At 28.1% G+C, this 22,727-nt stretch carries 23 protein-coding genes; 12 read left to right on the top strand and 11 right to left on the bottom strand.

From position 1 onward, the window contains the following. The 6 genes from arfB to ACFQ1U_RS03120 form a co-directional block, all read right to left on the bottom strand. The gene (arfB, locus tag ACFQ1U_RS03145; protein WP_386105225.1) at window positions 1-402 is read right to left on the bottom strand and encodes an alternative ribosome rescue aminoacyl-tRNA hydrolase ArfB; all 402 of its coding nucleotides are present in this window, start codon (window positions 400-402) and stop codon (window positions 1-3) included. Then, window positions 402-1,055 carry an AAA family ATPase gene (locus tag ACFQ1U_RS03140; protein WP_386105223.1) on the bottom strand — a complete coding sequence of 218 codons (654 nt, stop codon included), beginning with the start codon at window positions 1,053-1,055 and terminating at the stop codon, window positions 402-404. The genes arfB and ACFQ1U_RS03140 overlap by 1 nt, the downstream gene beginning before the upstream one ends. Next, window positions 1,025-1,648, bottom strand: a complete 624-nt coding sequence (gene pnuC, locus ACFQ1U_RS03135) for a nicotinamide riboside transporter PnuC (protein WP_386105221.1) — start codon at window positions 1,646-1,648, stop codon at window positions 1,025-1,027. Before pnuC ends, ACFQ1U_RS03140 begins: the two co-directional genes overlap by 31 nt. Continuing rightward, window positions 1,632-1,892: a thiamine-binding protein gene (locus ACFQ1U_RS03130; RefSeq protein ID WP_386105219.1), complete on the bottom strand. Its 261-nt coding sequence runs from the start codon at window positions 1,890-1,892 to the stop codon at window positions 1,632-1,634. Before ACFQ1U_RS03130 ends, pnuC begins: the two co-directional genes overlap by 17 nt. 31 nt (window positions 1,893-1,923) lie before the next feature. Beyond that, window positions 1,924-2,910 carry a hypothetical protein gene (locus ACFQ1U_RS03125; protein ID WP_386105217.1) on the bottom strand — a complete coding sequence of 329 codons (987 nt, stop codon included), beginning with the start codon at window positions 2,908-2,910 and terminating at the stop codon, window positions 1,924-1,926. 86 nt (window positions 2,911-2,996) lie between these two features. Further along, the gene (locus ACFQ1U_RS03120) at window positions 2,997-3,623 is read right to left on the bottom strand and encodes a 4'-phosphopantetheinyl transferase family protein (RefSeq protein WP_386105215.1); all 627 of its coding nucleotides are present in this window, start codon (window positions 3,621-3,623) and stop codon (window positions 2,997-2,999) included. Window positions 3,624-3,686: 63 nt separating this feature from the next. Between ACFQ1U_RS03120 and ahcY the strand changes: the two genes are divergently transcribed. Then, window positions 3,687-5,003, top strand: coding sequence for an adenosylhomocysteinase (gene ahcY / locus ACFQ1U_RS03115; RefSeq protein WP_386105213.1), 1,317 nt, complete (start codon window positions 3,687-3,689; stop codon window positions 5,001-5,003). Window positions 5,004-5,076: 73 nt separating this feature from the next. Here the strand turns inward: ahcY and ACFQ1U_RS03110 are convergent, their stop codons facing one another. The 5 genes from ACFQ1U_RS03110 to ACFQ1U_RS03090 all read right to left on the bottom strand — a co-directional run bounded on the left by ACFQ1U_RS03110 (window position 5,077) and on the right by ACFQ1U_RS03090 (window position 9,562). Beyond that, the gene (locus tag ACFQ1U_RS03110) at window positions 5,077-6,078 is read right to left on the bottom strand and encodes a TlpA family protein disulfide reductase (RefSeq protein WP_386105212.1); all 1,002 of its coding nucleotides are present in this window, start codon (window positions 6,076-6,078) and stop codon (window positions 5,077-5,079) included. 71 nt (window positions 6,079-6,149) lie between these two features. Beyond that, window positions 6,150-6,560, bottom strand: a complete 411-nt coding sequence (locus tag ACFQ1U_RS03105; protein WP_386105210.1) for a hypothetical protein — start codon at window positions 6,558-6,560, stop codon at window positions 6,150-6,152. Between the two features lie 72 nt (window positions 6,561-6,632). Further along, the gene (locus ACFQ1U_RS03100) at window positions 6,633-8,168 is read right to left on the bottom strand and encodes a YifB family Mg chelatase-like AAA ATPase (protein ID WP_386105208.1); all 1,536 of its coding nucleotides are present in this window, start codon (window positions 8,166-8,168) and stop codon (window positions 6,633-6,635) included. Between the two features lie 48 nt (window positions 8,169-8,216). Beyond that, complete coding sequence (locus tag ACFQ1U_RS03095; protein ID WP_386105206.1) at window positions 8,217-9,005, bottom strand: tetratricopeptide repeat protein; 789 nt, start codon at window positions 9,003-9,005, stop codon at window positions 8,217-8,219. Continuing rightward, a complete protein-coding gene (locus ACFQ1U_RS03090) occupies window positions 9,002-9,562 on the bottom strand; it encodes an RNA polymerase sigma factor (protein ID WP_386105204.1) in 561 nt (186 codons plus the stop codon). Before ACFQ1U_RS03090 ends, ACFQ1U_RS03095 begins: the two co-directional genes overlap by 4 nt. 78 nt (window positions 9,563-9,640) lie before the next feature. Here ACFQ1U_RS03090 and ACFQ1U_RS03085 point away from each other — a divergent pair, with 78 nt between their 5' ends. The 11 genes from ACFQ1U_RS03085 (at window position 9,641) to ACFQ1U_RS03035 (ending at window position 22,644) form a co-directional block, all read left to right on the top strand. Beyond that, window positions 9,641-10,048 carry a hypothetical protein gene (locus ACFQ1U_RS03085; protein ID WP_386105202.1) on the top strand — a complete coding sequence of 136 codons (408 nt, stop codon included), beginning with the start codon at window positions 9,641-9,643 and terminating at the stop codon, window positions 10,046-10,048. A gap of 1 nt (window position 10,049) precedes the next feature. After that, window positions 10,050-12,734: a CHAT domain-containing protein gene (locus ACFQ1U_RS03080; RefSeq protein WP_386105200.1), complete on the top strand. Its 2,685-nt coding sequence runs from the start codon at window positions 10,050-10,052 to the stop codon at window positions 12,732-12,734. A gap of 339 nt (window positions 12,735-13,073) precedes the next feature. Continuing rightward, window positions 13,074-13,592: a hypothetical protein gene (locus tag ACFQ1U_RS03075; RefSeq protein ID WP_386105197.1), complete on the top strand. Its 519-nt coding sequence runs from the start codon at window positions 13,074-13,076 to the stop codon at window positions 13,590-13,592. Next, a complete protein-coding gene (locus ACFQ1U_RS03070) occupies window positions 13,573-16,305 on the top strand; it encodes a CHAT domain-containing protein (RefSeq protein WP_386105195.1) in 2,733 nt (910 codons plus the stop codon). Before ACFQ1U_RS03075 ends, ACFQ1U_RS03070 begins: the two co-directional genes overlap by 20 nt. A 41-nt stretch (window positions 16,306-16,346) precedes the next feature. Beyond that, window positions 16,347-17,924: a vitamin K epoxide reductase family protein gene (locus ACFQ1U_RS03065; protein WP_386105193.1), complete on the top strand. Its 1,578-nt coding sequence runs from the start codon at window positions 16,347-16,349 to the stop codon at window positions 17,922-17,924. 114 nt (window positions 17,925-18,038) lie between these two features. Continuing rightward, entirely contained in the window at window positions 18,039-18,227 is a 189-nt protein-coding gene (locus tag ACFQ1U_RS03060; protein ID WP_386105191.1) for a hypothetical protein, read from the top strand. Window positions 18,228-18,281: 54 nt separating this feature from the next. Continuing rightward, window positions 18,282-20,468: a peptidase domain-containing ABC transporter gene (locus ACFQ1U_RS03055; RefSeq protein WP_386105189.1), complete on the top strand. Its 2,187-nt coding sequence runs from the start codon at window positions 18,282-18,284 to the stop codon at window positions 20,466-20,468. A gap of 80 nt (window positions 20,469-20,548) precedes the next feature. Beyond that, complete coding sequence (locus ACFQ1U_RS03050; protein ID WP_386105187.1) at window positions 20,549-20,761, top strand: hypothetical protein; 213 nt, start codon at window positions 20,549-20,551, stop codon at window positions 20,759-20,761. Window positions 20,762-20,772: 11 nt separating this feature from the next. Continuing rightward, entirely contained in the window at window positions 20,773-21,006 is a 234-nt protein-coding gene (locus ACFQ1U_RS03045) for a hypothetical protein (RefSeq protein WP_386105185.1), read from the top strand. A gap of 41 nt (window positions 21,007-21,047) precedes the next feature. Beyond that, window positions 21,048-22,340: an HlyD family secretion protein gene (locus tag ACFQ1U_RS03040; protein ID WP_386105183.1), complete on the top strand. Its 1,293-nt coding sequence runs from the start codon at window positions 21,048-21,050 to the stop codon at window positions 22,338-22,340. 85 nt (window positions 22,341-22,425) lie between these two features. Further along, window positions 22,426-22,644 (top strand): hypothetical protein, encoded by a 219-nt coding sequence (locus ACFQ1U_RS03035; RefSeq protein ID WP_386105181.1) that lies wholly within the window; start codon window positions 22,426-22,428, stop codon window positions 22,642-22,644. Window positions 22,645-22,727 lie beyond the last annotated feature (83 nt).

Raw genomic sequence — 22,727 nt, 5'->3', positions numbered from 1 at the left:
CTACAATTTAAATTTCTTGCGGTTTTCTTTTTTTTCAGAAAGCCGCTTTTTTTCATTTAAACGTTTTTGTTTTTGTAGTTTACTAGGTTTGGTAGCTTTTCTTTTTTTAGGAACAAATAATCCTTGTTTTAAGGTAGTTAATAATTGTTGAATTACTTCTTCTTTATTTTGGTGTTGAGACCTACTGCTTTGACAGCTTATTTGAATAATCCCTTGCTTATTTAATTTATTTGCTAGCTTTTTTGTTAGTTTTTCTTTTTCATCTTCTGAAAAAGCTTCAGAATTCACAAGGTTAAAAAACACAACTACTTTTGAGGATACTTTGTTTACGTGTTGTCCGCCAGCACCAGAGCTTCTTACAGCTTTAAATTGAAGTTCTTTAAGAAGTTGTTCTATATTCATTATAAATCGTAATTAGTAGTGTTGGCAGATTGATGCATAAAATGTAAGTCTAAATCAATTAAGTTATTTGAATAAGTATATAAGTTGCTTTTTTTAGCAATTAGTTTATCGATTATAGCGACTGCTTTTTTTAAACGAGTTTCTTTATCTCCTTTAAGTAAAACATAAGGGCGGTTGTATTTTTGTAATGTCTTTTCAAAAGCCTGAAACATTTCTAAACGTTGTTCAGGTCGGTCTCTTAAATCATCTTCTTCCCAAGGAGTATCTATATACGTTAAAAAGTAAATATCGTAGCTGTTTTTTATAGCAGCTTCATCTAATTTAGGATCAACAAAACCGCCATAGTATTCTTCAGAATATACTTTGGTCTCTAGTAAATCAGTATCACAAATAAGTAGTTTGTCGGCTTTTTTTGCTAATTGATTTTCTAGTTGAATTTGTCCTTCAGCAATAGGTATAATATCTTTTTGTTCACAAATTTTACGCTCATTATTCCATTTGTTTTGAAGATATTCACGGGCGAATTCTGGCGTCCAAACAGTATTGTAATAACGTGCTAACTGACGAGATAATGTAGTTTTTCCTGTGCTTTCTGGACCAAAAAGTACAACTTTAACTAAGTTTATTGGTTGTTGCGTAAGTGTTTTTTCCATGCTATATATCCAGCTATTGCTATAAAGGTAAATATTAAATATTGAAAGCTTGTAAAGGTAAACCCTTTATAAAAGTATAATGGAACAGAAATAATATCACCAATAATCCAATAAACCCAATTTTCAATTTTTCGTCGTGCCATTAACCACATTCCTACAAAAAAGATGGCTGTAGTAAAGGTATCTACATAAGCAGTCCAATGTGTCCACTTGTTGAAAGTAACATAAACAAGATAAACAAATAGGAGCGTAGCCGTAAAAATTGCTATGCTTATTTTCTTTTCCTTTAAAGTCGTTCTTGAAATAGGATGTACTACTTGTCCGTCTTTAGTTTGAGTCCAAATGAACCAACCGTAAACGCTCATGATAAAATAATAACCGTTAATCATCATGTCACCAAGTAGTTCCCATTTAAATAAAAGGTATACAAAAATGGCCGTACTAATCATTCCAGTAGGAAAGACCCAAATTTTATTCTGTTTTGAATACCAGACAGATAAAAATCCAAAGATTACAGCAATGATTTCTAACCAAATATCTATAGTTGCATATTCGGAATATTGACTGAAAAGAAAATCAAAAATTTGGTTCATAATCGCTTCTATCCGTTTTTACAATTTTCATTTGAAGCAATCCATTATCTATGTTTTGAAAAGCTTCTTTAACTTCGGAAGTTAATAATTGCATTACCTTATCGTAGTCGCCATATACTTGTGTGCTTAACGGATTTTCAAGAATAGTTAAACCAGAAGCTCTAAGTTTTTTGATGAAATTAATAATAGGTGCTTCAAAATTATCTTGAAGAGGTGTGAATGTTAACTCTACTGATATTTTCATTGGATAGTATTTACTACAAAAATAAGGACTATTATTCAAATAGTTTTTTCAGATTTTGTTTTGAAGTTTTTTTCATATTTAAAGTTATCTCTGAATTATTAGTGATTGAATTTAAGTTTTTTTCATCATAAAACGTTCCTTGTAAATTTTTGCCAATGGTAATTAGTTTAACTTTTCCAACTATTGGGACGTCTGGAAAGAATAACAAATTATTTGTTACTGAATAACTAATAAATGAATTTAGGTTTTCATACTTAATGTAAATATTGAAACCAGAAAAGTTATCATGTTCTTTAATTTTAAAAGTGAGTTTTCTCTCAGGATTTACTAATCTATCAATATTAATCCATTTCCAATATTTTTGATCTAAAACGAAAAAAGTATTAATTTCATTATCTATATCTATGGAGTTATTATCATAAACACCTAATAAATCATTTCCAGTATTTTCATTATAATTTTCTAAAGAGTCATTTCTAATTGTAATAATTTTTGTTAGTCCACCACCAATATTAACTATTGCTCTTGTAAAATTTTGATTAGTAATATTCCATTTGATATTAGTTATAGAATCTTTTTCTGACAAGAAAATATCATTGTTTTTTAACCTTCCTTTTGGAGGGTAAACTATTAATTTTTCACCATTACGAATTTTAAGTTCTTTTCCGTTAGAAGTAAATTTAATTTTTAATACTCCCGATGTTTCTAACAATTCATCTTTTGTTGTTACGGTTGGAATATTTCGATAAAGAATTTCTTTAAAATCATATAATTCAATTAATTCTAATTGAATAGGATCCTTATAAATAGTATCAAAGAGTTCTCGATAATACATAATTTTTGTACCGTGTTTTCCAATAATTGTTTTGTACTCTAAAGTATCTAAATCAAAAAACTGTGGCTTTTCAGTTTGAAAACTCTCTAAATGGTTTTCTGAAACAAATGGTTCTAATTTGTCTGTTTTACAATTGAAGAATAAAATTGTTACACTGACTAATAATATGTATTGTAATTTCATAGTAATTTAGTTTTTAAGTTATGAGTAGAACAAAATCAAAACTCATACCAAAAACTTTTCTCTTTTCTTTTCTCTCTTTTTATTAATTACAGCGCATACACACAGGTAAAATCTTCTATTTCTTCAAAATAAATATCGTATTCAGAAGTAACACCTTCGTATAATATTTTTCCAGTAGTTGAATCCGTGTCAAAAGAGAAATCTTCAATATAAATATGATCCAAGAATAGCAGTTTTTTCTTTCCATAAATTTTATACAAACTTTCTTTTGCGCCCCAAACAATGGTTAACTTACTTACTAACGCATCATGGTTAGCAATGGATTTGTACTCTTCTATTGGAGTAAATTTATGCGCAATTTTTACAATCTTATCTCGTCTTTTTTCAATATCAATTCCAACTTTATTTTCTTTAGAAATAATTAAAGCTGAAAAAGTAAAAGAATGAGTTATTGAAATATGAGTTCCGTCTTTTAGATGTGGTTTTCCATATTCGTCATAAAACAAATCGCTGTCGTTGTAATCAATTTCTTTCAATAAATGGCGAATACTTAAAAAACCTCTTTGATGAAGATCAGATTTCATTCCATTAACTCGCTCTGCACTATTTTTTGTAAGTTCTATTCCTTTAGATAAGGTTTCAAAAGACTCTTCAATCTTCCAAATCAAAACTTTAGCATCATTGTTAATATGGATTGTTTTATATAGCGGCATGTTTTAGAAAGTTATTTTGTAATTTTGCATAACAAATACAAGATTAATAAATATACAAAAAATATGAGCACAAAAACAGCTACATACGTTCCTTACAAAGTTAAAGATATTTCTTTAGCAGACTGGGGAAGAAAAGAAATTGAATTGGCAGAAGCTGAAATGCCTGGGTTAATGAGCCTACGCGAAGAATATAAAGACGAGCAACCGTTAAAAGGTGCAAGAATTGCAGGATGTTTACACATGACCATTCAAACGGCTGTTTTAATTGAAACTTTACAAGCTTTAGGTGCTGAGGTTACTTGGAGTTCTTGTAATATTTTCTCCACTCAAGATCAAGCTGCTGCTGCTATTGCTGCTGCTGGTACTCCAGTATATGCTTGGAAAGGAATGAATGAAGAAGAGTTTGATTGGTGTATTGAACAAACGTTATTTTTTGGAGAAGACAAGAAGCCTTTAAACATGATTTTAGATGATGGTGGTGATTTAACAAACATGGTGTTAGATAAATACCCTGAGTTAGCTCCAGGAATTAAAGGTTTATCTGAAGAAACTACTACTGGTGTACACCGTTTATACGAACGTATGAAAAACGGAACATTACCTATGCCAGCTATTAATGTAAATGATTCTGTTACCAAATCTAAGTTTGATAACAAATACGGATGTAAAGAGTCTGCTGTAGATGCAATTCGTCGTGCTACAGATGTAATGTTAGCAGGAAAAAGAGTTGTGGTTTGTGGATATGGAGATGTAGGAAAAGGTACAGCTGCTTCTTTCCGTGGAGCTGGATCTATTGTAACGGTAACTGAAATTGATCCAATTTGTGCATTACAAGCTGCAATGGACGGATTTGAAGTGAAGAAATTAGAAACTGTTGTTGGTAATGCAGATATCGTTATTACAACTACAGGAAATAAAGACATCGTTCGTGGAGAGCACTTCGAAGCAATGAAAGACAAAACAATTGTTTGTAACATTGGACACTTCGATAACGAAATCGATATGGCTTGGTTAAATGGAACGTACGGAGCATCTAAAGTTGAAATTAAACCTCAAGTTGATAAGTATAATGTAAAAGGAAACGATATTATTGTTTTAGCTGAAGGTCGTTTAGTAAACTTAGGTTGTGCAACTGGGCATCCGAGTTTTGTAATGTCTAACTCATTTACAAACCAAACATTAGCACAAATCGAATTATGGAATAATGCTGATGCTTATAAAAATGAAGTGTATATGTTACCAAAACATTTAGATGAGAAAGTAGCAAAATTACACTTAGCTAAAATTGGTGTTGAATTAACAGAGTTACGTGAAGATCAAGCAAGTTATATTGGAGTAACAGTTGAGGGACCATTTAAACCTGAACATTACAGATACTAAAATATTTTAGTTTTAAGAATAAAAAAAACCGCAACAAATTTGTTGCGGTTTTTTTTTATAAATTCAATATTGTTTACAGAATGTTATTCAGTACTTCAATAAGTTTTGGATTAGAAGGTCTTGGTGCATTAGAATCAACAATATTTCCGTCTTTATCTAATAAAATAAAACGAGGAATTCCACTTACTCTATATGCTGTGGTAAACGTTTTATCATCACCAGCGTATAATTGAACGCCACCTAAGTTTTTATCTTTAACCATATTTTTCCAGGCATCATGATCTTTTTTACTATCGATAGAAATGCTAACAAATTCAATGTTTTTATTATGAAATTGCTTTTCTATTTTTTGTAAATAAGGGATTTCGGCTTTACAAGGTTGACACCAAGTAGCCCATAAATCTATGTACACATATTTGCCTTTTAAATCTTGTAAAGAAGTAGTACCGCCTTTATAATTTTCATAATTAGTAAATACAGGAGATGGTTTTCCTTTACTTAATACTGTAGCGACATAGTTTCTTTCTTCAAAAATTCTACTAACTTGATTTTGTAAATTGGCTATGTAATTTTTTTGTGTAACAACAAAAGCGCTGTCTAACTCTTGATTACTTAAGTTTTTATTAAAGTCGGTAACAAAACCATTTAATTTACTTTCGAACTCATCTTTTTCTAAGCTAAATAAAGTTTGATTTTGTAATAGTTCTTTTTGTCCGTTAGTAGAAGTAACTAAAAAGTTACTTTCTTCTGCACCTTTGCCTGAAAAAGTTAACGTTTCATCATAATTTTGAGTATCAAAACTCATGTTTATGTCATCTCCTTTTTGAAAGTAGGTTGTTAGGTATTGTTTACCATCAAAAACAGAGAAAAAACCATTTTGTTGAAGTTGTAAAGTATCTTTAAAACTTCCATTTTCGTCTAATTTAATAGTTTTTGTATAACCAAATTGCGGATTAGCAATAACCAACGAGTCTGAATTTGGGTTAGTGATACTTCCAGAAAAAGTAACAGCATCATTTTTAGTACATGCAATGGCAGTTAATGCAATTGCTGATAAATAAAATATTTTTTTCATTTTAAATATATAGTTTGAAGGGAAAGTGTAAAAGTACGGCAATTATATGGTTTTTTATTCTGTAGAAATTGTTAATTACAATTTAGTTTTCTGAAAATATTCATTTTTTGAATAGATACTTTTTCACCATTAATTTCATAATCATTTTTAGCTTTAGGAAAAATTATGGCAATAATCCTTATTACTATAATTAAAAAAGGAATACAAAATATTATTACTAAAAGAGCTAGAATAATTTTAGATAGTATATTTCCTTCAATATATTTTTCATTTTTATCATGGCAGTAAGCAACAAAACAATGTTTAATTCCATCTATAGGTTTAAAAGAAAAGTCCACTATACTTTCTAAAACCTTCCAGTAATTACTAGGGTTTCCTTCTTGGCTATGCATAAAATACCCAATTCTTGCCGAAACGGTATTATCTGGGTTTCCCATAGCTATGGCATTTCCTAATTGGTCTAAAGAAACAAGAATGTTCATTAGCCAACTGGTTTTTCTATGAATGCTATTTTGTTGTATTAAGGAGCAATAGTTGTGTTTATTCATTGTAAGTTAGCTTAGCCAACCTTCTCTATCTAAGCTTCTGTATTGAATAGCTTCTGCGATATGGTTGGGTCGAATGTTTTCTGAAGCATCTAAATCTGCAATTGTACGAGAAACTTTTAAAATCCTGTCGTAAGCTCTAGCAGATAAATTAAGTTGCTCCATGGCGTTTTTTAATAAATTTTTACTTTCTGTTGATAGTTTGCAATAGTTTCGTATTTGTTTAACGCTCATTTGAGCGTTATAATGTGTGTTTTCATGATTTTTAAATCTTGCTGATTGTATTTCTCTAGCTTGGGTAACGCGTTCTCTAATTTCAGTACTATTTTCTCCTTTTCTTTCATCAGATAGCTTATCAAAAGGAACAGGTGTAACTTCAATATGTATATCTATTCTATCGAGTAACGGACCTGATATTTTACTTAAATAACGTTGCATTTCAGCAGGTGATGAGGTTACAGGGCTGTTTTCATCATTAAAATAACCAGATGGACTAGGATTCATACTTGCCACTAGCATAAAACTACTAGGATAATTTACGGTAAAACGTGCTCTGGAAATAGTAACCTCTCTATCTTCTAATGGTTGCCTCATCACTTCTAATACACTTCTTTTAAACTCAGGAAGCTCATCTAAAAATAATACTCCATTATGAGCTAAGGAAATCTCTCCAGGCTGTGGATATTGTCCGCCACCTACCAATGCTACATCAGAAATAGTATGATGAGGTGACCTAAATGGACGTTGATACATAAGTCCTGTATTAGTAACTTTTCCAACTACTGAATGAATTTTAGTGGTTTCTAATGCCTCATGTAAAGTCATTGGAGGTAAAATAGAAGGAAGTCTTTTGGCTAGCATAGTTTTCCCAGCTCCTGGAGGACCTATTAAAATGATGTTATGTCCACCTGCAGCTGCTATTTCCATACATCTTTTTATAGATTCTTGTCCTTTTACATCAGCAAAGTCAAATTCTGGGAATTCTAAATTTTTGTAAAATTCTGCTCTGGTATCTACAATGGTTGGTGTAATTTTTTCAGTTTCATTAAAATGATTAATAACCTCTAAAATATTAGATACACCTAAAACTTCGAGGTCATTAACAATAGCAGCCTCTTTAGCATTTTCTTTAGGTAAAATAAAGTATTTAAAACCTTCTTCTCTAGCTTTTATGGCAATAGGTAAGGCTCCTTTTATTGGTTGTAAACTTCCGTCTAAAGAAAGTTCGCCCATAATAATATACTCTTCAATAGCGGGAGAGTTAATTTGGTTAGAAGCTGCTAAAATTCCAATAGCTATTGTTAAATCATAAGCAGCACCTTCTTTTCTAATATCAGCAGGTGCCATGTTTATGATTATTTTTTTACCAGGAAGTTTAAAGTTGTTATTTGCTAGTGCGGCTGAAATTCTGTAAGAACTTTCTCTAACAGCGTTATCAGGGAGTCCTACCAAGTGATAGCCAATTCCTTTATCAATATTAACTTCAACAGTAATTGTAGTAGCTTCAACGCCAAAAACAGCGCTGCCATAGGTTTTTACTAGCATACTTTTTCTTTTTTTGTTGAAAGATAAAGAAAAAGTATGAATGTCATTTTACAAAATGCTTAATAATTCTATAGCTTCTTCTTTTTTATACAGAGAGTTATCAACTATTTTTTGTAAAGTTTTTTTGGCTTTATCTACTTGTTTAGATTTTATATAAAGTAAACTTTTATACCAATATCCTTTTTCAGCATCTATTAAATCACTTTTAATTAAAGCGTCTAAAATATTTTCAGCTTTTTCATATTTGGATAGTTCTATGTAGGCAATAGCTAAATAAATGAAAATATTACTATTGGTTTTGTTGCTTCTATATTCTTGAGTAAAGTTATTTATAGCTTCTTTATAATTTTTTTGTTTGAAAAGTTTTTCTGCTTTGATTAACTTTTTTTGAGAGTTTTCAACATCTCTTGTAACAAAAGAGGGCAATTCGTTGAGTGCTATATTTTGTTTATACAATGCATCTAGATCTGTGTTCTGGTAAAAGAAAAGGGTAGAAAGTATTAATAAAGTAAAAGATGCAGCAACTAATGAGAAAAAGATAGTTTTATTCTTTTTTTTAAGTTTTTTGTTGATTAGCACTTTTTCTATCGTGTTTTTTACCTTTTTAACATCATCACTTTTGTAAATAGCAGTATATTGCTCAATTTCATCTTTGTTTGGGTTTTCTATAAAACTCCAATCTTCTTCATTTAAAGATTCAAAAAGCTGTTTTTCTAAAATAAACTGAGCTTTAAACTCAGGGTTTGTATTCACTTTTTCTAAAAAAGAAGCTTTTTCATTATCTGAGAGCTCATTTTTCAAGTATTTCTCTATCAATATATCTTCCTCTAAACTCATAACTCTATTAGTGAATTATACCTTGCATCTTGTTTTATTAAATCGGTAAGTTTTTTTTTGCATTTAAATACGCGTTGTCTTACCACAGTTTCAGAATTATAATCTGTTTTTGCTACAATTTCAGCATAGCTTCTTTTCTGAAAAAATAAAGATAATATCAATCTACAGTTTTCAGATATTACATTTAGTTTTTCTATAAATAACTCTTGTCTTTTTTGTTCAATAATGGCCAGAGAGTTTTCGTTTGATTCACTTATAAGTTCCACAACTCCTGAATCTGTTACCCTTTTTTTATGTAAATTTAATTCTCTACGCCATAAATTTTTACAAACTGTAAAAAAATAGGCTTCAAAGTTAGTGTTAATGACTAATTCTTCCTTTTTTGCCCTAACTACTAATTGTAACAATGCTTTTTGAAAAATATCTTCGGCATCTTCAGCGTTTCCTTTATTATTGATAATAAAGCGTTTTATTTTATAAAAAGTGGTGTCGTATATAGATGATATAATTTTAGAGTCACCTTTTACAAGACCGTTTATGTATAAATTGGTATCCATAAATAGTTGATGTAGTACAAAAATATAATTTTATACATTTGTTGGCTAACAAATTTTAAAAACTAATTATACATAACTATGAAAAAGTTAACTTTTTTTTTCATATTCTTTTTTTTAATTATATCAATTTTAGCTTTCAAATCAAAAACTTTATACAATCAAGACTCTATAAAGGTTTACATTACATATAGTTTTGAAGATAATTTACAAATAAGAGAACAAAAAAGACTTTGCTTTGCGAGTTCTATGGGTGCAGACATAAAAGAAATTAGATTATTGGTTGGGGTGCCAAATACAGAAATGATTGAGTTGTATAATTTTTCATATCCTATTCCAGGAAATGGAGGAGATCTTGAAAATACAGATCCGAAAGAAGGACATCCAAACAGCAATTTGTACCTTTTTTTTAATAATTTAAATTTAGCCATACAATCTTGTAATGTGAAGATTTCCTTTGAAAGCAACAAGAAGATAAAAATTAATTAGTTTGATAAATAATAAATTTTTTTTAGTTTTTTTTTTATTTGTAACATCTGTAAATGCTCAGTATTCTAAAGATTATATTTTACAATTTTCAAATAAATTAGAATTAAACGAATCAACAATAGATAGTATATTAACTTCTATTCCTAAAAAAGATTCGCTATATGCCAAAGCAGCACATAATTTTTCATTTTACCATTACAAAATGAAAAATTATGAATTGGCTATTAAATATGGTTTACTTGAATTAGATGTTCTTGATAAAAACGAATTATTCAATAACGATTACACTAACATACTATATAACTTAGGAAGATATTATTATTTTAAAAATCAGTATAATAAAGCTATAGGTTTTTATAGTAAAGCTATTAAAACAAATATTTATCAGAGTAAAATAGCACAATCTTATTGTCAAATAGGGGAATGCTATTTTAAAAAAGGGGATTACTACAATTCTTCAGATTATTTTAAAAAAGGGATTAAACTGTTAGAAAAACATGGAGAAAAAATTAGTGTTATTTCGCAATGTATTAGGTATGCTGATAACTGTAATAAAACAAATACTAAATCAGCAATGATTTCCGGGTTAGTTTATCTAAAAAAAGCAGACAGTTTAGTACCTTTATCAAGGTATAAGAAAATTAAAAATTATAAGAAGTTACTGTATAATACTTTTGGTAATTTTTATTCATCAGATTGGCTTTATGATTTTGAGAAAGCTAAGACTTATTATAATAAATCAATAACTATTTGTAATTCTTTAAATGACAATAGATTTAAATCTAACGTTTTGATGAATAAAGGAGAATTATATGCTAAGGCAAAATCTGATAGTAGTTTGTTTTTTTTAAATAAGTCACTTGATATTAATAATGATGATTTTAAGTTTAGGGTTCTCGAAAATTTATCAAATTACTATTATAAGAAGAAACAGTATAAATTATCTGCAGAAAATTCAAAAAAATCTATTATAAATAATTTGTTCTTTGAAGACAGTAATTTTCTAATTGATATCTCAACTAATGAAATTTTAAAAGCAAAAGATAAGAGGTCACTAATACAAGCCTTATTCGAATTACTAAAATCTTATTATTATTTATACAAGAATAATAACCAAAAAGAATATTTAAAAGATTTAGTAAAAACATCTCTATTTGCCGAAAAAGTTGTAAAAACCTTAGTTAATGAGTCTAAAAACAGTAGAACAAAGTTTTTATGGAGATCAGAAGTTTCAAGTATATATAATTTAGCCATTGAGGCTTCAAATTTATTGAATGACAAAGCATCTCTTTATTATTTTAACGAGGCAAATAAAGCATTCTTATTACAACAAAGTATTATTCAAAATTCAGGATTATTAGAGCTGCCTGAAACAATTTTAGCTAAAGAGCAGGCTTTGAAAAATATAATTCTGTCTATAGAAAAAAGTAAAGTGAATAATGATTTAACTGTCAACCAGAGGGAAGCGCTTTTTGATGCAAAAAACAAATATGAGGCATTTAAAGACTCAATATTTGAGATATATCCATATATTAAAGAAAGTATTTTAGATACTTCACCTGTAAGTTATACTAGTTTTAAAGAAGAAATAAAAAAAGATGAAGCTTATTTACATTTTAGTATCAACAAAATGTCTGAACAGCAAGCTAGTTTATCACTATTATTTTCAACAAATCTAAAAGTTACTAATTTCTTAGTTAATTTAACTAAACATGATTTAGAACAAATAGCAATTTATAAGTCGTTTCTTTTAAAACCTTTACAGTCTTCAGTTGATTTAAATTTATTTAAAAAAGCTGCTCAACATGTTTTTAAATTATTTTTCCCAGATGATATACTAAAAGAATTAAAAGGTAAACATTTATACATAATTCCTGATGTTAAATATGAAAACTTCCCTTTCGAATCGTTAGTAGTGTCAGATAAACTAAATGATTATCTAATACATTATTTAGATGTTTCTTATGCATATTCCTTTACTTTTTTAACGAATAATAATAATTATAGAAAAGTTACTGATTCTTCAGTAAGTGTTTTTGCTCCTGTTGATTTTAGTTTGTTAAACCTTAACAATTTATCAAGTTCTTATGATGAAGCAGTGGGTGTTTCTTCCATTCTGAATGCAAAACTATATTTAAAAAATAAAGCTACTAAGGCTAATTTTATCAAAGAATTAGCAACAAGTAATGTTATTCATTTATCAACACATGCAACTTCAAATTCAACACCAAAAATTTATTTTTCAGATACAAGTATAGACTTGTCAGATTTATATGTATACAAATCTAATTTAGATTTAGTGGTTTTAAGCGCCTGTGAAACAAATATAGGAGAAACTAAAGTTGGAGAAGGAACTTTAAATTTATCAAGAGGTTTTTTTACTTCTGGAACCAAAAGTGTTGTTTCTTCTTTGTGGAACGTAAATGATAAATCTAGTTCATTTATAATGGAGTCATTTTATAAAGAATTAAAAGCAGGGAAAACCAAATCTAAGGCTTTAAATAATGCTAAAAGAGATTATTTATCTAAACATTCACTCTCTGAATTATCACCTTATTATTGGTCATCTTTTATACTAATAGGAGATACAAATACTATTAATTTGAATAGTTTTAATTATTTGTTAATTAGTGTTTTAATTTTATTGTTTATGTTAATAATTATTTTTTTAAAAAAAAGAGGGTAACGTTTTTGTTTTTACATAACTATTAGTTGATTATAAGATATAGTTTAGACTATTAAGATATTTCGGGGGAGAATAGTTATGAGATCAAAAATGCTATGAAGAAGTATAAATATTCACAATAATTACATAATATCTTTCATCTTAATAATCACTTTGACTAAATTTTATTAAAAGTTTTTAGTTAGAATTTATAATAAAAAGCAACAATCTAGAGTTTGTTGCTTTTTTTGTTTATAAATGGTTTCAATTTTTATTAAAAATATAATTTTATACATTTGTTGGGTAACAAAATTTATTACTTGGAACTAAATTTTGAATATAAACTAATTTCAAAAAAGTATGAACAGGATAAAATATTATTTAATAGTTAGTTTACTAATATTAAATTACGGGTGTAATCAGAATGAAGAAAATTTAGTAGAGATTGAGTCAATTGAAAAAGATTTAAAAAATGATTTATTTTCTAGAGATATTAATATTGAAGATGGAGTAAAGCCAACAACTCATGATGAATTACCAGGCTTTGAATACGAAGAAGGATATTCTAGCGAAAACGCGACGGTACAATATGAATATTTTGCTGTGAAGGTTCAATATGCTGATGGCACATCTGATGAAGAAAAAAGCGAGATACGAAGTAGATATTACTCAGAAGGAATAAATGGATTTAAACTGTTTTATGTTGAAGAATGTGACGTAGATATTAATGTGGAGTTCTGGACTTTAATAATTATAAAAGAAATTTATGATGAGTTGCCACTTCAATACAAGAATCCCTCAGATGGAATTAATGATAGTGAACCAATTGTATGTACTGCCAAAGAAGTAAGATTAGGAGATGAAAAATGCAAAAAATAATTTATTATTACTAATCTTATTATTTACTACTAATAGTTTTAGTCAAAATTATTTTGAAAACTATAACAAGAATAATAAAAATTATAAAGAGTCTGAAATAGACTCTTTATTTGCTTATAGTAAAGACGCAATTGAAGTTAAAATATTAGAAGCAGATTATTACTCAGTTTATTTCTATAGAAAAGGTAGAGTAGATTTAGCTATCAAATATGCGGACCTAGGTATATCACTGTGCAAAAGTATAAACAAAAAAGATCAACATTATATTCATATTTTATATTACAATGGACTCTTTAATCATAAATTAGGTTATTGTAAAAATGCAATTAAACATTATCTTGAATTAATAAACCAGAATAATTATCCAGTTTATAAAGGGCTTGCTTTTGCTGAATTAGGAAGATGCTATAGAGATAATGGAGATTTTTATAGAGCTTTAGATTATTACTCTAAAGCAATACCTATTTTAAAAAAAGAAGAAGCATTCAGATCTTTATTTAATACTTATATATACAATGTAAACACTTTTATATTAATAAGAGATAAAGAGTCAATAAATAAAGCATTAAATTTATTAAGCAATTTAGATGAAATTATAAATGATATCGATGATTTAAAATCAGATAAAAATAATTATATCGTAAATAATGCTTTAGGAAATGCCCATTTAATTCTATCAGATTTAGAGTTAAAAGAAAATGAATCTCCGATTAATAATTTTTCCAAAAGCTCTGTTTTTTTTAAGAAAAGCTTGTATTTCGCTAATAAAATTGTTGATTCTACAAGAATTTCGCTTGCTTATAATAACTTAGGTAGATTAAATCTCTTAAAAAATAATGATAGTGCAAGGTTATATTTAAATAATAGTTTAAAGTTTTCAATTAATAGTAGCCATACAAAAGCATTAAGTACACAAAACTTAAGTGAATATTATTTAAAGCATAAAGACTATGATAGTGCTCTAGAATACATTAATAAGTCAATCGATCTAACCTTAGGTTTTGAATACTCAAAAGGAAAAGACTTAATAGATCATTCTAAGTTGATTAATGTTAAAAATAAAATTTACCTAATTGGTTTTTTAAAAAGAAAAGCACAGGTTTTAATTAAACGTTATGAGGATAAAAAAAATAAAGAAGATTTATTTAGTGCCATTAGTTTACTTAAAACCTGTGATATTGTATCAAATTACATCATTGGTGAAAGTACCAATATAGACAGTAAATTAAACTGGAGAGAAACAATGTCTGATGTATACTTTCTAGGTGTAGAAGCATCAGAATATTTAAAAGATTATAATAGTATGCTTTATTTTATAGAAAAAAATAAAGCTGAATTATTATTGTCTGAAATTAAAAGTCAATCAGGTCTTACAATGTTACCTGTTAAAATTACAAATAGCATTAGAAATTTTAAAAATAAAATTTTTAAAATCGAAGAAGCCATAAGTTTTGATAGTAAACAAAATATAATTTTACGAGATTCTTTATTAGATATTAAACTTAATTTCAATCGTTTTAAAGACTCTGTTAGCCAGTTTTATCCTTCTACTTTCAATAAGAAATTTGAATTTAAACAATCTGAAATTAATCATATTCAGAGTTCAATTGATGATGATAGTGTTTTTATTTCATTTATAACTAATAGAATCGATTTAGATAAAGAAAAACTATTTATTCTTGTAGTAACCAAACAAAACGTTTACTGTTACAAGACTACAGATTATAGTGGGTTAAAAAATAATATAGAAGATTACCAAAAGTACCTATCTAAACCTTTACAAACAAAAAGTGAGTTTAAAGATTTTAATATTTTATCTAATATTCTTTTCAATAGTTTTTTTCCTACTGAAGAAATTAGAAATGTATTACGTGAAAAGAGACGACTTATTATTTCTCCAGATATATCATTTGAAAACCTCCCATTTGAAACATTGTGTGAAAATAATAAAGATTTAGCTTATTTACTATTAAATCATGATCTAGAATATACATATTCATGGTCCTTTTTCACTAAAGAAAATAATAATTTAAAAAATAACAATTCAAATAAGCTATTAGGTATTGCACCCGTAAGCTTTTTTGATAGTTCTCATGATGAGTTATTATCAACTCAAAAAGAAGTGGAAAAGTTATCTAAGAAATTCAATTCCGAAGTTTTTTTAAATAAAGAAGCTACAAAAGAGAACTTTTTAGCAAAAGTTAATGAGTTTAACTTAATTCATTTGGCGACTCATTCAAAGCCAGGGAAAAGTCCTGAAATTTATTTTTATAAAGATACATTGAAAGTAAATGAGCTATATGGTTTAAATATTCAAGCTGATTTAGTGACACTAAGCGCATGTAAAACCAATTTAGGTGAGTTAAAGAAAGGTGAAGGGGTTTTTAGTTTATCTAGAGGATTTTTTACCTCTGGTGTTAAAGCGGTAGTCTCATCGCTCTGGAATGTAAATGATAAGTCAACAACTTATATAATGAATCATTTTTATGATGGACTTAATAAGAATAAAACCAAATCTCAAGCGTTAAATGATGCTAAAAGGACGTATTTGTTAAACCACACACTTTCAGATCAGTCACCGTATTATTGGGCTTCTTTTGTAATAACTGGAGATGTAAGTGCAATTAATAATTATAGTTATAAAAATATTATTGTTGTAGTGTTGATAACATTTTTAACCCTATTGTTTATTTTTTATAAAAAAAGAGGGTAACATTTGAGTTTTTATTGAACCTAAGGATAAATACTTTAGGTTTGAAAGATCAATTAATTACTATTACAAAGAAATTATTGAAAAGTAATAAGATTAGCTTTGATGCTAAAGAACTAGCTTTTCAAATTAAATCTCATCCTTCGTACCCGAGTTTACACTCAATAACGGGTGTGTTAGATCATTTTGGTATAGAGAATATTGCAGCAGAAGTACCAACCACATTAGATGTATTAAATCAACTACCAAGCAGTTTTATAGCTCAATTATCAACAGATAAAGGAGATGATTTATATTATGTTAATAAGAGGTCTGATAACTATTCGATATTTAGTGATGAATTATCATACATTAGTAAAAAAGATTTTTTATTAGATTTCACAGGTGTTATTTTAGCTGTTGAAAAGACAGAACTTAATAAAGATATTAAAAGAAAAAATAATGGCTTAAACTTTTTATTTTTAGGACTAGGGTTAATATTAACTTCTGCCTACCTCTATAATTCTTTAATTAGTTACTCGCAATTAATTTATTTTTTATTATCAGCTTTAGGTTCTTTAATAAGTTATAGTATAATAAGGCAAGAGCTTGGAGACTCTACAATAATTGGTGACGCTTTTTGTTCGGGTAATTCAGAAAAGAAAGATTGTGATGCTGTTTTAAGCTCTAAGGGAGCAAATTTATTTTTCGGACTTAAGTTGAGTGATTTAAGTATTGTTTATTTCTTAAGTAACCTATTGTTATCAGTTTTCAACTATAACAATGCTATGTTAATCAGCTTTCTTTCAATTCCAGTTATATTTTATTCTTTAATTTATCAGTATAAGGTAATTAAATCGTGGTGCTTATTATGTTTAAGTATAGCGGGTGTTTTAGTATTACAAACATTAGTCTCTTATTTGTCGCTTACATCAGCAGATTATACTTTACAGTCATTTATAGCTTCATCTTTAGTTTTTGTTCTTAATTTCATTATTTGGTATAATGCAAGACCTTTAATTGATGAGTACGTCAGTTTACAATCAGATAAGTTAGAATCTCAGAAATTCAAACGAAATTTTGACTTGTTTGAAACAATGCTTCAAAAATCACAAACATACGATACCGTTATAACAAATAGTAATGAAATAGTTTTAGGAAATAAGAATGCGTTGTTAGAAATTGTTGTGGTCACAAATCCTTTTTGTGGTCATTGTAAGCCGGTTCATAAAACTGTTGAAAAAATATTAGAAGTATATTCTGATATAGTTAAAGTTATTATTCGATTTAATGTAGACACTTCAAAAGATAACTCTAAAGGATTAAAGGTTGCCTCTGTACTAAACGATATTTACTTTAATAGAAATGAAGTAATATGTTTAGAAGCAATGAGTGAAATTTACGAAGGGGCTAATTATGAAGATTGGTTAATTAAATGGGAATCTGATGATAGCTTAAATCCTAATACAGTAAAATCACAAAAAGAATGGTGTGTGAGGAATGCTATAAATTTTACACCAGAATTATTAGTGAATGGTAAATCCTATCCAAAGGAATATAAAAGAAATGATTTATTATTTTTTATAGAGGATTTACATGAGAGTTGTTCAAAAAAATATGGCATTCAACAAAATATAACGTGAGTAATGCCCCAAAGGGGCATTACCTGTATAAACATATTCTCTCGCGAAGAATAGACACAAAAAGTGAGTGTCTCAAAATGTTCACTACAAAATTAACTTTTTATTTTTTTGAATATGAAAAAATCAATTAAAAAACTAGGTGTTGAATTAACAAAAGCTAACCAACTTCAGATAAATGGAGGTAAGTCTGAATTATGTTATACAAATTCAGATTGTCCTGGTAATATGGGGTGTTGTAAAAATGGGCCATATTATGGAACTTGTTTTGAAGGCGAAGACTATAGAAGACTTTGTACCTATTAATTCTATGATGAGGGGCTTAGCCCCTCATATTAACCTGTTATTCATATTTAAACATTGAAAAAGTTTCCACATTATAAACAAACCGAATCGAAAGATTGCGGTCCTACTTGTATTAAGATTATCGCTAAGTATTATGGTAAGATGATCAATACACAACAGCTTAGGCGGTTAAGTGAAACTACAAGAGAAGGGAGTAGTTTACTTGGTTTAAGCGAGGCTGTAGAGAGTATTGGTTTAAAAAGTTTGGGAATGCAGTTATGTTTTAATAAACTAAAAGAAGCTCCTTTACCATGTATTATTCATTGGAATAAAAATCACTATGTTGTTGTATATGAAATAAGAAAAGATAAAGTGTATATTTCAGATCCAGCTCATGGAAGAATCGTTTTATCAAAAGAAGAATTTATTAATCATTGGATAGATAATAATGCAGATGAAAATACTGAAGAGGGTATCGCTTTATTTATTGAGCCAACCGCTAAATTTTATGATGAAGAATTTGAAGAGGATAATAGTTTTGGATTTTCTTTTGTATTTAAATATCTAATTAAATATAAACGTTTTGTATTACAGCTTATTATAGGCTTATTAGCGGGAAGTTTATTACAGTTAATATTGCCATTTTTAACTCAAAGTATTGTAGATGTTGGAATAAAAAATAAAGATCTCAATTTTATATATGTTGTATTAATTGCTCAATTATTTCTTTTTTTAGGTAAAGCATCTTTAGAGATTATAAGAAGTTGGATATTACTTCACCTTAGTACGCGTATTAATATTTCTCTAATTTCTGATTTTTTTATCAAATTAATGAAGTTGCCAATATCATATTTTGATGTGAGAATGACAGGTGATTTACTTCAAAGAATTAATGATCATAAACGTATTGAAAGGATTCTCACTACATCATCTTTAACAGTTCTATTCTCATTTTTTAACTTGTTAATATTTAGTGTTGTCTTAATATATTATAATATATCAATCTTTGGTGTATTTGTAATAGGTAGTGTTGTGTATTTTGGCTGGGTTTTATTCTTTTTTAAAAAAAGAAAAGAACTCGATTATAAAAAGTTTTCAGAAGTTAGTCAAGAGCAAAGTAAAGTTATAGAGCTCATTAATGGTATGCAAGAAATAAAGCTCCATAATGCTGAACGTAAAATGCGTTGGAATTGGGAGTATTTACAGGCTAGGTTGTTTAAGGTTGCTACTAAAAGTTTATCATTAGAGCAGACTCAAAGTGTTGGGTCTAGTTTGATTAATGAACTTAAAAATATGTTCATTACTATATTATCAGCTAAACTTGTTATTGATGGAGAAATAACTTTAGGTATGATGATGGCTATAAGTTATATAGTAGGTCAGTTAAATGGACCAATAACTCAATTAATTAATTTTTTAAGAGACTTACAAGACGCTAAAATTTCTTTAGATAGATTAGGGGAAATTCATAATATGGAGGACGAAGAACCGTATACCGAAGAAAAATTAAAAGAAATCCCTAAAAATGCTCCCTTGGTTCTTAATAATATATCTTTTCGTTATACAGGAGCTCTAAGCCCTGTAATTAAAGAGTTGTCACTTGTTATTCCTGCTAACAAAACTACTGCAATAGTTGGAGTTAGTGGAAGTGGAAAAACAACTTTAATGAAGTTATTGTTAGGTTTTTACAAACCAGATAAGGGTGATTATAATATAGGTAGTTTTAATTTTAATAACATATCTCAGAAATCTTGGAGAGCTACTTGTGGTGTTGTTATGCAAGAGGGTTTTATATTTAATGATACTATTGCCAAAAACATTGCTATAGGTGAAGATTTTATTGATAGAAATAAATTACTACATGCAATTGAGGTAGCAAATATTCAAGATTATATTGAAGGGTTGCCTTTAGGTATAAATACCAAAATAGGTAGTGAAGGAGTCGGTTTAAGCACAGGGCAAAAACAACGTTTATTAATAGCTAGATCTGTTTATAAAAACCCTAGATATTTATTTTTTGATGAGGCAACTTCAGCATTAGATGCTAATAATGAAAAAGTAATTATGGGGAAATTACAAGATTTTTTCAATAATAAAACGGCTGTTGTTATCGCTCATAGATTAAGTACAGTTAAAAATGCGCATCAAATAGTAGTTTTAGATAAGGGCAGAATAGTTGAAGTAGGAAATCATACCGAATTAATTAATAAAAAAGGTAGTTATTATCACTTAGTTAAAAATCAACTAGAGTTAGGAAAATAAAAATATTCATCGCGAAGAATAGACACAAACCTTGAGTGTCTTTAAATGTTCAAGGATTTAATTATTTAAATCATATTATAATGAAAAAATCAATTTTAAATTTAGGAAAAGCTTTAAGTAAGTCTGAACAACAACAATTAACAGGAGGAAGAATGTCTTTACAGTTATGTTCTGGTCCTTTTTATTTTTGTGGTGTTAATGATTGCTATGAAGATGGTGCAAGATGTGCTTTCAGATCACCATCGGGTGAAATTGTAAGAGGTACAGTTAAAAATAGAGTTTGTTGCGCCTAAAATTTATTATAATGAAAAAATCAATTTTAAATTTAGGAAAGGCTTTAAGTAAGTCTGAACAACAACAATTATTAGGCGGACGTGATAAGTTTAAAAACCCATGTCCATGTACATCATCATTTGAAACACATGGAGGTGGAGAGTGTTCTTATCCATCTACAGGTTCTACGCCTTGGGGAGATCCATTTCCAGGATCAAGATGTTATGGAGAAATTAAGAGTGACGGAAGATGTTGCGTTAATTAATAAGAGGGGGCTATGCCCCTTCTTTAATCAAATTGTTAAATATGCCTAACAACATTTCTATAGATAATATAAGAAGTCAAGAAGTTCAAGAGATATTGACTAAGGTTCCTAATTGGATGATTAGATGGGGTAACACTTTGGTTTTAGTTATAATCTTTTTTTTATTATGCCTTTCTTGGTTTATAAAGTACCCCGATATTATTACAGCAGATGCTGTAATTACTACGCAATTACCCCCAGAAAAATTATATGCTAAATCATCAGGAAAGTTAGATGCTATTTTAGTAGAAAATAATTCTAGAGTTGCTTCAAACCAAGTGTTAGCAATTATTCAAAATAGTGCTTCTTATAAAGACGTATTATTTTTACAAAGTATTATTGATTCAATTGATATTTACAATAATGAGTTTCAATTTCCAATTCAAAACCTACCTCCACTTATTTTAGGAGATATAACGCCAGTATTTTCACAATTTGAGAATGATTATAATAATTATTTGTTAAACGCAAGTTTAGCCCCTTTTGAATCACAAAAAACAGTTGATAAATTATCCGTTATAGAAGCTCAATACAGACTAAAAACATTAATTAATCAACAAGATTTAAGTAAAAAAGAATTAGCATTTAAAGAAAAAGATTTAGAAAGAAATAGGTATTTATTCAAACAAGGTGTAATTTCTCAACAATCTTTAGAAACAGCAGAATTAGATTTCTTGCAAGCAACAAAATCTTATAAATCATTATTAAATCATATTTCACAAACTCGTGATCTAATCAACAGTTCAAATAATAATAAAGTTTCTACAATTATAAAAGAAAAACAAGAAAGCCTTAATTTAAAAAATAGAGCATTGCAATCATTTTTGTATTTAAAGAATGCTGTTAATGATTGGTTATTAAAATATGCATTTGTTTCCTCAGAAAAAGGTCGTGTATCTTTTTTTTCAGTATGGAATAAAAATCAAAAAGTAAATTCAAATGATTTAATTTTTACAGTTATACCGTCTGTTGATGATAATCGTTTTATTGCAAAAATTAAAGCTCCAGTTTTAAATTCTGGTAAAATTAAGTTAGGTCAAAGTGTACAAATTAGTATTGCTAATTATCCGTCTAATGAATATGGAGAATTAATAGGTAAAGTTAATGAAATATCATTATTGCCAGATGATGATAATAATTATCTAATAGATGTTTTGTTGCCTAATAAACTCATTACTACTTACAATAAAGAAATCATTTTTAAGCAAGAAATGATTGGAACAGCTAATATAATTACTAAAGACTTACGTCTTATACAGCGTTTTTTTAATCAGTTTACAAGCTTAATAAATTAACAATATTCATCGCGAAGAATACACATAAGCCTTGAGTGTCTTTAAAATGTTCAAGGATTTGATCATTTAAATTATTTTAATTATTATGAAAAAATCAATTTTAAATTTAGGAAAAGCTCTTAAAAAATCACATCAAAAAACAGTTTATGGTGGAGGGATTCCTTTTACGCATGCTGATGACCCTTGTTATGATAGAGTAAATGGAAGACGTACACCTGGTGGATGTCCATGTTCAGAAGGTAGCGATTGTGCATCCGGATCTTGTTATACACCTGGCCCCGGAGCTAGTCCAGTATGTTATTAGGTTTTTTTTACATGTGAGTCGTCCTAAAATAGGTTGACAGTTTTAAAAAATATATTTAAACCAGAGAAGCTAGCTTCTCTGGT

This window comes from Tenacibaculum geojense (genome assembly GCF_042676005.1).
GTDB classification, from domain to species: Bacteria; Bacteroidota; Bacteroidia; order Flavobacteriales; family Flavobacteriaceae; genus Polaribacter; species Polaribacter geojense.
The sequence above is the reverse complement of the archived record's forward strand: the minus strand, read 5'-3'. Positions and strand labels throughout refer to the sequence as shown.

What these genes read in the sequence shown, in the direction of transcription:
- arfB (WP_386105225.1), bottom strand. Translation starts at nt 402, where the DNA reads ATGAATATAGAACAACTTCTTAAAGAACTTCAATTTAAAGCTGTAAGA.
- ACFQ1U_RS03140 (WP_386105223.1), bottom strand. Translation starts at nt 1,055, where the DNA reads ATGGAAAAAACACTTACGCAACAACCAATAAACTTAGTTAAAGTTGTA.
- pnuC (WP_386105221.1), bottom strand. Translation starts at nt 1,648, where the DNA reads ATGAACCAAATTTTTGATTTTCTTTTCAGTCAATATTCCGAATATGCA.
- ACFQ1U_RS03130 (WP_386105219.1), bottom strand. Translation starts at nt 1,892, where the DNA reads ATGAAAATATCAGTAGAGTTAACATTCACACCTCTTCAAGATAATTTT.
- ACFQ1U_RS03125 (WP_386105217.1), bottom strand. Translation starts at nt 2,910, where the DNA reads ATGAAATTACAATACATATTATTAGTCAGTGTAACAATTTTATTCTTC.
- ACFQ1U_RS03120 (WP_386105215.1), bottom strand. Translation starts at nt 3,623, where the DNA reads ATGCCGCTATATAAAACAATCCATATTAACAATGATGCTAAAGTTTTG.
- ahcY (WP_386105213.1), top strand. Translation starts at nt 3,687, where the DNA reads ATGAGCACAAAAACAGCTACATACGTTCCTTACAAAGTTAAAGATATT.
- ACFQ1U_RS03110 (WP_386105212.1), bottom strand. Translation starts at nt 6,078, where the DNA reads ATGAAAAAAATATTTTATTTATCAGCAATTGCATTAACTGCCATTGCA.
- ACFQ1U_RS03105 (WP_386105210.1), bottom strand. Translation starts at nt 6,560, where the DNA reads ATGAACATTCTTGTTTCTTTAGACCAATTAGGAAATGCCATAGCTATG.
- ACFQ1U_RS03100 (WP_386105208.1), bottom strand. Translation starts at nt 8,168, where the DNA reads ATGCTAGTAAAAACCTATGGCAGCGCTGTTTTTGGCGTTGAAGCTACT.
- ACFQ1U_RS03095 (WP_386105206.1), bottom strand. Translation starts at nt 9,005, where the DNA reads ATGAGTTTAGAGGAAGATATATTGATAGAGAAATACTTGAAAAATGAG.
- ACFQ1U_RS03090 (WP_386105204.1), bottom strand. Translation starts at nt 9,562, where the DNA reads ATGGATACCAATTTATACATAAACGGTCTTGTAAAAGGTGACTCTAAA.
- ACFQ1U_RS03085 (WP_386105202.1), top strand. Translation starts at nt 9,641, where the DNA reads ATGAAAAAGTTAACTTTTTTTTTCATATTCTTTTTTTTAATTATATCA.
- ACFQ1U_RS03075 (WP_386105197.1), top strand. Translation starts at nt 13,074, where the DNA reads ATGAACAGGATAAAATATTATTTAATAGTTAGTTTACTAATATTAAAT.
- ACFQ1U_RS03070 (WP_386105195.1), top strand. Translation starts at nt 13,573, where the DNA reads ATGAAAAATGCAAAAAATAATTTATTATTACTAATCTTATTATTTACT.
- ACFQ1U_RS03060 (WP_386105191.1), top strand. Translation starts at nt 18,039, where the DNA reads ATGAAAAAATCAATTAAAAAACTAGGTGTTGAATTAACAAAAGCTAAC.
- ACFQ1U_RS03050 (WP_386105187.1), top strand. Translation starts at nt 20,549, where the DNA reads ATGAAAAAATCAATTTTAAATTTAGGAAAAGCTTTAAGTAAGTCTGAA.
- ACFQ1U_RS03045 (WP_386105185.1), top strand. Translation starts at nt 20,773, where the DNA reads ATGAAAAAATCAATTTTAAATTTAGGAAAGGCTTTAAGTAAGTCTGAA.
- ACFQ1U_RS03040 (WP_386105183.1), top strand. Translation starts at nt 21,048, where the DNA reads ATGCCTAACAACATTTCTATAGATAATATAAGAAGTCAAGAAGTTCAA.
- ACFQ1U_RS03035 (WP_386105181.1), top strand. Translation starts at nt 22,426, where the DNA reads ATGAAAAAATCAATTTTAAATTTAGGAAAAGCTCTTAAAAAATCACAT.